A 9,868-nucleotide genomic window follows, 5' to 3' on the forward strand; every position below is an offset into this window, starting at 1 on the left:
GGCAGGCGACTTGCAGCCGGGTTCGGACTGTGATTTCCAGCTGTGCGGCCACATTAGGCAAGCCGTTCACTGGCCGGCCAGAGACTGGTTTGCTAGGTGCTAGGACTATCTTGCGCTCACACCGAAGGCCGGATGAGGAATGCACGGCTCACTAATCCGCGGGGCAGCGAAAACAAGAACCGCCAACGACGACGGCGACTTCTGGTCTGATATCGCCCTGGTCGCACTGCGTGCGAACCTTCACATCTGCGAACCCACCTGGCGCCTCGAGCCGCGCGTGCTGCCGAACCACCAGGTCTGGCTCATCGTGTCAGGATCCGGCCGGCTCGCAGTGGCGGGCACAGAGCATTCTTTGCGGAGCGGCGCCGTCGCGTTGATACCGCAGGCCGTTCCCCACTGGGCGGAACACGATCCGCGGTCACCACTCCACTGCCACGTTCTGCACTTCGAGGCGCGAGTGCTCGGAGCACAGGCGCCTGGTGCCCTTGCGGCGCTTCCTTCGCTGCTGTCGCCGGAACCGGAGATCATGCAGGAGTTGGTGGCAGCCGCATCCGTGATGAGCCGCGAGGTCGGCTACCGCTCGCCGGACCACGTGCTCCTGGCGAACGCGGCCATCACCCGCCTGTTCGGCCTCCTGTGGTCGGTCGATGCGGCGCTTCGGCGTTCTGGACACGTCTCAACGGTGTTGCCCGGCCACACCAGGCTGGCGCCTGTTCTCACGTACATCGCGGATCACTTCTCCAACCCCATCACCCTGGCCGAGCTGGCGTTGGTAGTGGGAGTAAGCCCAACCCACCTCTGCCATCTCTTCCGCAATGCCGTCGGGCTGTCCCCATTCCAGTACCTCCAGCGCTACCGGATGCGGCGTGCCAGGGATCTTCTGGAGACGACCGACCTCGTTGTCGCTGACATCGGCCGACGGGTGGGCTTTTCGGACCCCGCATATTTCAGCCGCGCGTTCCGTCGCCTGGAAGGCATGACGCCTAGCCAGTACCGCGAGCTCCGCTCGACCGTGGCGTAGCGAGGTCGGGTTTGGGCCACGTCGCCACCGCCGAACGAAGGCTTTCCGTGGCGGCGGACGTCAACGGGGAATGGGGAGGACGTACGCCACCAGTCTCGATTCCCTCCGCTCGCAGGAGTTCCTTGAGGACAGCGACGTTGAAGCGCGCGTGCACCTCATTGCGAAGGGCCTCAACCGGGGCGACAAGCTCGATCAGCTGGCGAAGCCGGACCTGATCGCCGCCAGCCGCCGCGGCGTGAACAGCCAGCGCCACATCGGGTCGCACGTTGGCGATGCCCGAGGTGAAGGCGGTGATGCCAAGCTCGGCGAACGCCGGCACCTTGGCTTCGGCCGAGCCATTGATCCACGTGCAGTGCTGAGCCGCACCACCGTCGAGTAGTGCGGCCAAGGTGGTCAGATCCGGTCGCGCGTATTTCACCGCGATGACCGATGGGCTCGCCACCAGCTCTGTCAACGCCTCATTGCTGAGCCTCGTCGAGCGTACGTACAGCACAACGGGCAGCGCGACGCGCTCGCAGATCTGCCCGAAATAGCGGGCGATGCCGTCGCCATCACCGAACGGCTCGGCGGGTTCGTGGAGCATGACGGCGTCGTAGCCGAGGTCGTAAGCACGGCTGGCCTCCTCGAGCGTGCCGCCCAGGCTGCCGGCCAGTCCGGCGATCAGCGTCGCTTCCTGCCGGGCTGCCGCGACCGCCCGCAACACACTCACTCGCTCATCCGGGGTGAGTTGGTGAACCTCGGCCGTGTTACCCAGAGCCGTGATCGTACGAATGCCAGCCACCTCGAGCCGGCGGGTGAGAAGTCGTATGGTCGCTTCGTCCACGGCGCTCGTGCCGTGGACGTACGGCGTCAGGAGGACCGCGACCACGCCGTCCATCGTGGGGCGTTCCGCAAGGTGTTGTTGCACTGCGCTTTCAGGCATGTTCTCCACCACCCACAGAAGAAGTACCCGCATGTTTGAGGTCGATCTCCGAGGACACCTGCCTGGCCTGTGCGGTGAGCCCGCCGTCGACGGTGAGAACCTGGCCAGTGATGTACGACGCCTCCGTCGACGCGAGGAATGCGACCGCCGCGGCGACGTCCGCGCCGCGGCCGACCCGCCCGGCGGGGATCGGATGCGTTTCCGCCCGTTGTGCCTGCGGATCCAGCGCCTCGTACCGCTCGGTGGCGACCGCCCCGGGTGCGACCGCGTTGACCCGGATTCCGCGGGGAGCCAGTTCCAGAGCCGTCGCCCGGGTGAATGCCTCGACAGCGCCCTTCGTCGCGTCGTACGCGGCAGCGAACCGGTGTGCTTTCGTCGCACCAATGGACGACACGTTCACAATCGCACTTGATGGTCGCATCACCCGCGCACACGCTGAGGTGCACAGGAAGACACCGCGTGCGTTGACGGCAAACGTGAGATCCCAGTCCTCCAAGGCGAGTTCGAGGAAGTGCACCCGGCCGACCAGGGTCAGGGCCGCGTTGTTGACGAGCACATCGATTCCACCGCACTGATCGACGATGGCTGCCACCAGGTGGTCCACCGCCGACGGGTCCGCTACGTCCGCGTCGATGCCGATCGCCGTGAGTCCGCGGTCGGTCAGCTGTGTGGTGGCCTTCGCGACCTCAGCTGGCAAGACGTCGTTGACGAAGACCGTGGCGCCTTCCTCGGCGAACCGCGTCGCGATGGCCAGGCCGATGTTCCGGCTCGCGCCGGTGACCAGAACGGTCTTTCCGGCGAACCGGCCGGGCCAGAACTCGCTAGGCATGGGCCGGTGCACCGATCCGGTCGATGACATCCACGACACCACCGCCTGACCAGGAGAGTGGACCGGCGACAGCATCGAGCCGGGTCCGGTCGAGTTCGACACCAAGGCCGGGACCGGTCGGAACAACCAGCTCGCCGCCGGCGTACCGCGCCTTCTCCCGAACGACATCCTCGAGGTAGAGCAACGGCCCGACCGGATCGCTCGCCACCGTCACCACGGACGCTGAAGCTCCCACGTGCGCGGCCGCGGCGGTGCCGATAGACAACTCCTGCGTGGTACCAACGAGGCAGCGCAACCCAGCCGCCTCCGCGATGGCGAGCACCCGACGTACGGGCGTGATCCCGCCCAGAGCGAACAACCCGACGTTGAGGATGTCGACAGCGCGGGCCGTTACCAGCTCCAACGCCCAGCGATCGCTGTACACATGCTCGGACACCGGGAGGAGAGCACGATCTCGGACATACGCCAAGCCAGCACTGTCGCCGGACCTTGCTGGCGCCTCGACCAGTTCGTAGTCGAGGTCTCGGGTGCGTTCGATGAAGGCACACGCGTCGCGCGCATCGAGAAGGTTGGAGAAATCCAGCGACTTGATCCTCACGGCATCGCCGAAATCGGCTCGTGCCCGGCGGAGGAACTGCTCATCGAGCTGCAGCTCACGGCCGACGTACACCCGGAAGCGGGAGAAGCCGTCAGCGAGCTTGGCGGCCACCAGCTCGAGGTTGGCCTCGACGTCCCGCGCAGTGCGCTGGCGGAAGATTGGGTACGCGATGGGCAGGCTCTCCCTCACCCGACCGCCCAACAGGTCACTCACACTGCGGCCCGAGAGCTTGCCAACAAGGTCCCAGATCGCGATGTCGACGCCACACTTGATGACACTGCTCTTGTCGTACAGGTTGCCCGCCTGCGGGAAACTCTCCTCCAGACGCCGGCTGGCCTCGTTGAGATTCAACGGGTCCAGGTCGCTCAGGATCGCGGTCAGCGTGCGTTCCAGGTCTTCGACATCGACATGGAATCTGGGCAGATGCTGAAGGTCCGACATCTCACCGACGCCGATGAGACCATCCACGTCGGTGAGGAGTTCGACGATCACATGCCCACACACCAGACCGCTTGTCCGTGGCGTGTTGATCGCCGTGAGCCGGACTCGTGTGATCCTGGCCATCGTCAGCTCGTCTCCCCGTGGTCGAGCGAGCTCAGCCAGGCCGACGATGCTTGCTGGACGTGCTCGCGAAGCCGGCGTTCAGCTTCGTCCGCATCTCCCCGCTCGACCGAGTCGAGAATCACGCGGTGTTCCTCGGCCTCCCTGGCGAAGGTGGGAGCGAACCGCCACCCCGCCGTGGCAAGGAAGGCGCTGAGCACCTGGATCTTGTCGAGGAAGTCACACAGCAGGTCATTACCGCAGCCAACGTAAAGCGCGCGGTGGAAACGCCGATTCGCAAGCCCCAGTTGAGCACGCTGGTCAGATTCGAGCCGGGCCTGCGCTTCGGTGAGGGCCTGCCTGGCCAGGATGTTCGGTCCCGCGCCTTGCCGCTGCACCGCCATCCGAACGGCTTCCGGCTCGACCGCCTCGCGTGCGGCGTACACCTCCCGCGCTGTGTGCGCGTCCAGGCGTCTCACGCTGACGCCCTGGTAGGCGTTGGCGACGACGAGACCGCTGGAGAGTAACTGCTTCAGCGCCTCGCGAATCGGCGTCTTTGATACGCCGAGCAGTTCGGCAAGCTGACGCTCGACCAGCGGGCGGCCCTGCTCGAGGGTTCCGTCCAGGATGGCGTCCTGCAGGGCGTCCCGAACTCGATCCGCGCGGGAGATCGGCTGCGCCAGGCGAGGAATCGAGTGCGACTGCGGGTTCATGGTCGCCCCGGGTGGTTGGACATCGGCGGCTGCCATGCCGCGACACTACGATGCGGCGATACCACGCCCACAGGGAATTTCCGGAAACGGTCTGTTTCTAGCGATCAGTGGCTGCGCCACTCGTCGGCACCTTCGAAGGAGGCGGCGGGCTGGGATACTGCGGGCATGCGGAACCCTCTGCCGACGAAGATCCTGCGATCGCGTACGACGACCGCGATTGCCCAGCTCGGTCAAGTCCACTGGCTCTTTGGAAACGTCTATGAGGCGATGGTCGACATGCCTCAACTCCTGGCAGATGCCCGTTCGAGCCGAGCGCCGAGGCTTCTCGGCTCCGGAAGTCCGCTGCGTTATTACCTCCCGGTAGCGCCGGTCATGTTTGCCGCTACCGCTGCGACCTTGATCGAGAGCTGGCGCTCCGGTGGTGACCGGCGGGCGATCGTCACGACGGCGGCGAGTACGGCGGCGGCTGCGGGACTGACCGCCCATCTGCTAAGGACTGTCAATCTTCGGCTCCTACGAAGCAGCGAGCCGCTGAGCGCGACCGAGAGCCGCGCGCTGGTCGCGAAGTGGCATCGCGGCAACCTGGCACGTATGGCGGCCCTCGGGGTGGCGATCTGGGCGTTCCGCAAGTCCGCGACAACCCCGTGAAATCCGGCAGCCTATGCCGGTTTAGCTGACACCTGGCGCGGCCATCGTCCAGCTCCAGCCCTCACCAACCCAGCTACGTCCGAGATGCTGCGATCGTTGGTGTCTACCCAGAAGTCCGCGCAGTCGTTCTGCTCGAGTTCGTGGGCCAGTTGGATGGCGCGGCGGTGGAGCTTCTCGATTCCGTCTCCTCGTTCCCGGCCGCGTCCGACGATCCGGCTCCGCAGCTCGTGGTCAGCGGCCGTGAGGCGACACAGGGTTGGTACGGCTCCCGGGATCGCATTGCCGTACATCTGGAGCCCGTCGCGATTCTCGATCACTCCGGCCGCGACGAGACAACGTGCGCCAGCACGCTGGAAGTTCTGCCACACCGACTCGAGGTTGAGTGCCTTGAGCCGCTCGTTGTGGGGATCGTCAGCTGGGACAGGCCAGCAGGCGCCCAGAAGGTCAAGGTCGACGAGAGCGGGCCGGCCACCTCGGTCCACGACCTGATCGAAGATCTCCCACGACACCGTAGTCTTACCAACACCGGGCGGGCCCGAGAGGATCAGGAACGGTACAGGCTCATAGCGCATGGTCGGCGAGGTTAGCCCGATGCCAACAGCTCGTGCTACACCGTTTCGCTCGACCCACAATGGCAAAGCCCACTCGGCGCCTATCACCTGTGAGGAATGTGTGACTGCGACGATTCCTGCCAATCAGTCAGTGGAGGACCTTCTCGGCGAGGCTTTCGGTGGCCCGGTCACGATCGCCCACACCGACCACCTGGCCCCATGGACAGTCATCCGCTGCCACCTCGCAGAACCGACGCCAGGACTCCCCACCTCGGTGATCGTGAAATGGTTACGCGACCACCCAACCGGATTCCGTACCGATCCGCGGCAGGTGTGCACCGAACGAGCTGCGCTCGAGTTCCTTGCCGAGCTGCAGTTCCGGCTCGTCCCGCACGTTCTGGCGAGCGATCTCGCGGCAGGGATCCTGGTGCTCGAGGACCTCGCTCCGCGTGTGCCGCTGGCCGGCTTGTTGCGCGACGGCGGCATCGCACCCTCGACGGGGCGACTGGAGGCGTTCGCACGGTCGACCGGCCAACTCGCCGCGGCCACCCGCTGGCACTCGGACGCCTACCACGCCAGGCGGGCGGCTCTGGGACCGTTCGATCCGAACGAAAGCGAACGAGTTCTTGGCCACCGTTGGAACGAAACCTCGCAGCACCTGGACACACTTGGCCTGGCGATGACCGGCTCGGCCAGGCGCGACCTGGCCAGCGTCGTGGCCGAACTCGCGAACCCCGGCCCCTTCCTCGCCTTTACCAACGGCGACACGGGCACCAACAACTTCCTGGTCGACGAACGCCGTGACGCCCAGGACGGCCGGATCATCGACTTCGAGTCCGCCGGCTATCGCCACGCCCTCACCGCCGCCACCTGGATCCACATGCCTGGTGCCATGTGGATCACAGTCACCGATCCGGTCAACAACGACCTCGAGAGCCACTACCGCGACGAACTCTCTCGCGCCGTGCCGGAGGCGGCCGACGACCGACGCTTTGGCTTCGCCATGGCGGCCGCCTGCGCGGCCGAGGCACTCCAACGGCTCAACCGGTTCCCGAACCTCGAAAGTCGGACGCCCGGTGACGACAGCCGCGTCCAGATGATCGCCACGCTCGAAGCCGCCGCCGGCACCGCCGAGCATCACCGCTCGATCCCCGCCCTCGGCGGCTGGCTGCGTGCGACCGCAGAATTGCTCCGCCGCCGATGGAAGGACGCCGACGTCGACCTGTCCTGCTACCGCAGTTACACCATGCGCACCTGAGCAGGGTACGAGGACGCGCTCTGCAGACTCCGTCCGCTAGACGATCGCTTCTCTAGCCTCGTGATCACGGAACTGGGGCTGAGGAGCGCACCTCTGAGTCCGTACAGACAACGTCGGTCTGGGTCTCGGTATGGCCTTGTTTCGTTGGGCTTTCGGGATCTGGGGTTGTCGGTGGTCGCCGCTAGTGTTTGGGCATGGATTCGACCTCGGCGGATGTGGGCCGGCACCCGTTCTCGGTGCTGGTCGAGCGGATACGTGTCCGCCTCGCCGAGGAGTCGGGTGCGCCGTTGTGGTCGACTCCAGGGGACGAGATCATCGACCTGCTGGTCAGTCTTGAATCTCTCAAGGCCCAGCTCGATGCGGTCCAACTTCAGGTGATCCGCGAGGCCGACCGGCGTGACCTGGGCGCCAGCGTCGGTGCGACTGGTACGGCGGCGTTGTTGTCGTCGCTGCTGAGGATGCGCCCCGAACACGCCCGGGCTGCCGTGAAGCTGGCGAACGACCTGGACACCGCGCTCCCTCTTGTCCAGTTGGCGTTGAACGCGGGCGAGATCAGCGCCGACCACGCGAGGGTGATCGCGAAGACGATCCGCGACCTGCCGAAGGAAGCCGGCCAGGACGTACGCGCCGAGGCCGAGCAGGTCCTGGTCGAGCACGCCCGCGTCTTCGACCCCAAAGACCTCACCGGTCTGGGCAAAGCAGTCCTGAACGTCGTCGACCCCGACCTGGCCGACAAGGTACTCGCCAAGAAGCTCGCCGAGGAAGAAGCCAAGGCTGCCCGGCAGAGCGAGCTGTCGCTGTACGACGACCCAGACGGATCCGGCACCCACATCCGCGGCAAGCTGGACCCAATTGCGGCCGACCGGTTCCGCACCGCCATCGAGCCCCTGTCCAAACCAATGCCCACCACCGCCGACGGCCTCGACCCCCGCAGTCCGGCCCAGCGCAGAGGCGAAGCGCTCGACGAACTCGTCCGCCGCTACCTCAACTCCGGAGCCTCCCCCTCGCAGGGTGGAGAGAAGCCCCACATCGTCGTCACCATCACCGACGAGGATCTGGTCAACGGCACCGGACTCGGCCGGCTCCTGCGTACCGGCACCTACGTCTCCGCCCGCACGGTTCAGGAATGGGCGTGTGATGCCAAAGTCAGCTGGTTCGGCAACCGCGACGGCGAAGTCGCCCTCTCCGACGGCACCAGATTCTTCACCGGACGACTCCGCAAACTCCTCGAACTACGAGACCGCGGCTGCGCATTCCCTGGCTGCGACCGCCCACCCGCCTGGTGCCACGGCCACCACATCACCTCCTGGCTGACCGGCGGGCCCACCACTCTCGCCAACGGGGCGCTGTTGTGTGGGTATCACCATCGCCTGATCCACCAAGGAGCCTGGCAGATCCGCATCGCCGAAGACGGCGTACCAGAATTCACCCCGCCCGAATGGATCGACCCTAACCGCAACCCCATCCGCAACCAACGCCTCCGAACCTGACAGGACAGAAGCAGGAGATTCACCTCTTCCTGCGAGGATGCGCAGAGAAGCGGCCATGGTCCTTGATCACGTGTGAGCGCGAGCAATCTCGCCTGCCCATCAACGGTGAGAGTCTGCCATGTGGACGATCAGGTAATTTTCCTACCCTGACGATCAGTGGTGACCCCATGGGGACGACGTACGGTTTCCCAGTGGGACGACGTACGAGGCGCCGACGCGTGATTCGTGCTGTCAGTTAGGGGATCCCCTACCGGACACGGGACGGCTCGCGACGTCGGGGTCGGGGTCGGGACGGTGGGGTATCAGAGCCTGCCGGTTGCCGCATGTGTCCGTTAGGGAACCTGATCCGAACCTGCCTGCCGACGCGGTAGGTCTCGCCGGCGGTAAAAGTCGATCACGTCCGCGCCGTCCGTTTGGGGATCCCTGACCGGCACGCCTATCGGAGTCGGTGGCTCGACGCTCAGTCTGCGTGAAGGTCGAATTCGTTGCTGTCTGGGTCGGCCAGTTCGACGCCGTCAGCGAGGTCGGCAAGACGGGTCGCACCGAGCGAGACCAGTCGTTCCGCCTCGCTGGTCGGGTCAGCGGTGACCAGGTCGAAGCGCTGCCGGTTCCTTCCGGTCTTGGGTTGGATCGGCGGTCTGCCCCATGGGTCCCATGAGATCTTGGTGCCGCCGAGCGGCGACTGGACTGCGGTCTGCTCGTTCTCGTCCCACACCAGCGGCCAGCCCAGCGCGTCGCGCCAGAACAGGCCGACGTCCCGGGAACCGTCACAGGTGACCTCGCCGAGGTAGCCGGTGCCGGCCAGGTAGTTGTTGCCCGGCTCGATCACACACAACTCGTTACCGCCAGGGTCAGCCAGTACGACGTAGTGCTCATCGGCCCCTTGGCCCACGTCAAGGTGGCGGCCGCCCAGGCACAGCGCCTTCTCAACGGTTCGCTGCTGGTCCTCGAGGCTGCTGCTGGTCAGGTGGAGATGCAGCCGTCGCGGGCCAATCTCCTTGGTGTCGGAGGTGACGAAGCGGAGCCCGACCTGAGTCTTGCCACCCGGTACCAACGCGCCGCCGGGCTCGGTGCGTACCTCTCGGTCGAGCAGCCCGGCCCAAAAGGCCGCCACCGCGGTCGCGTCGGCCACATCAAAGGTCACCGCTTCCAGTCGCAGAGCCACCNCTGCACCCTAGGGCGGGCTCCTGGCGTTGGCGACCCGGTTTCAGCCGCGGCTGAGCTTCGTGCGGGGCAGCGCGACCCGATAGATGCGGCCTCGCGTACCGATTGAGGAACCTGATCCGAACTGGCTCGCC

At 66.1% G+C, this 9,868-nt stretch carries 10 protein-coding genes; 4 read left to right on the forward strand and 6 right to left on the reverse strand.

Features of this window, described 5'->3' with window-relative positions; genetic code table 11:
- Positions 1-139 precede the first annotated feature (139 nt).
- Complete coding sequence (locus B141_RS45335; protein ID WP_020574354.1) at positions 140-1,021, forward strand: helix-turn-helix transcriptional regulator; 882 nt, start codon at positions 140-142, stop codon at positions 1,019-1,021.
- Here B141_RS45335 and B141_RS39210 read toward each other — a convergent pair.
- Genes B141_RS39210 through B141_RS39225 form a run of 4 tightly spaced genes read right to left on the reverse strand, consistent with a single transcriptional unit; the run spans position 984 to position 4,659 of the window.
- Positions 984-1,943: a dihydrodipicolinate synthase family protein gene (locus B141_RS39210; RefSeq protein ID WP_237742631.1), complete on the reverse strand. Its 960-nt coding sequence runs from the start codon at positions 1,941-1,943 to the stop codon at positions 984-986. The two genes, B141_RS45335 and B141_RS39210, sit on opposite strands and share 38 nt — an antisense overlap.
- Positions 1,936-2,772: an SDR family NAD(P)-dependent oxidoreductase gene (locus tag B141_RS39215; protein ID WP_020574356.1), complete on the reverse strand. Its 837-nt coding sequence runs from the start codon at positions 2,770-2,772 to the stop codon at positions 1,936-1,938. The genes B141_RS39210 and B141_RS39215 overlap by 8 nt, the downstream gene beginning before the upstream one ends.
- Entirely contained in the window at positions 2,765-3,934 is a 1,170-nt protein-coding gene (locus B141_RS39220) for a mandelate racemase/muconate lactonizing enzyme family protein (protein ID WP_020574357.1), read from the reverse strand. The genes B141_RS39215 and B141_RS39220 overlap by 8 nt, the downstream gene beginning before the upstream one ends.
- 2 nt (positions 3,935-3,936) lie before the next feature.
- Positions 3,937-4,659, reverse strand: coding sequence for a GntR family transcriptional regulator (locus tag B141_RS39225; RefSeq protein ID WP_020574358.1), 723 nt, complete (start codon positions 4,657-4,659; stop codon positions 3,937-3,939).
- 129 nt (positions 4,660-4,788) lie between these two features.
- Between B141_RS39225 and B141_RS0106550 the strand changes: the two genes are divergently transcribed.
- A complete protein-coding gene (locus B141_RS0106550) occupies positions 4,789-5,271 on the forward strand; it encodes a DUF1772 domain-containing protein (protein WP_020574359.1) in 483 nt (160 codons plus the stop codon).
- An 11-nt stretch (positions 5,272-5,282) separates the two neighbouring features.
- On the opposite strand, the gene B141_RS0106555 is transcribed toward B141_RS0106550, so the two are convergent.
- The gene (locus tag B141_RS0106555) at positions 5,283-5,843 is read right to left on the reverse strand and encodes an ATP-binding protein (protein WP_020574360.1); all 561 of its coding nucleotides are present in this window, start codon (positions 5,841-5,843) and stop codon (positions 5,283-5,285) included.
- A 100-nt stretch (positions 5,844-5,943) separates the two neighbouring features.
- Between B141_RS0106555 and B141_RS0106560 the strand changes: the two genes are divergently transcribed.
- Together B141_RS0106560 and B141_RS0106565 are read left to right on the forward strand one after the other, a co-directional pair.
- Positions 5,944-7,080, forward strand: coding sequence for a hypothetical protein (locus B141_RS0106560; protein ID WP_026256970.1), 1,137 nt, complete (start codon positions 5,944-5,946; stop codon positions 7,078-7,080).
- Positions 7,081-7,274: 194 nt separating this feature from the next.
- On the forward strand, positions 7,275-8,570 hold the full coding sequence (locus B141_RS0106565; RefSeq protein ID WP_084678137.1) for an HNH endonuclease signature motif containing protein: 1,296 nt from the start codon (positions 7,275-7,277) through the stop codon (positions 8,568-8,570).
- Positions 8,571-9,030: 460 nt separating this feature from the next.
- Here the strand turns inward: B141_RS0106565 and B141_RS0106570 are convergent, their stop codons facing one another.
- Positions 9,031-9,735 (reverse strand): VOC family protein, encoded by a 705-nt coding sequence (locus B141_RS0106570; protein ID WP_020574363.1) that lies wholly within the window; start codon positions 9,733-9,735, stop codon positions 9,031-9,033.
- Positions 9,736-9,868: the final 133 nt, after the last annotated feature.

Source organism: Actinopolymorpha alba DSM 45243 (assembly GCF_000373925.1).
Lineage (GTDB): Bacteria > Actinomycetota > Actinomycetes > Propionibacteriales > Actinopolymorphaceae > Actinopolymorpha > Actinopolymorpha alba.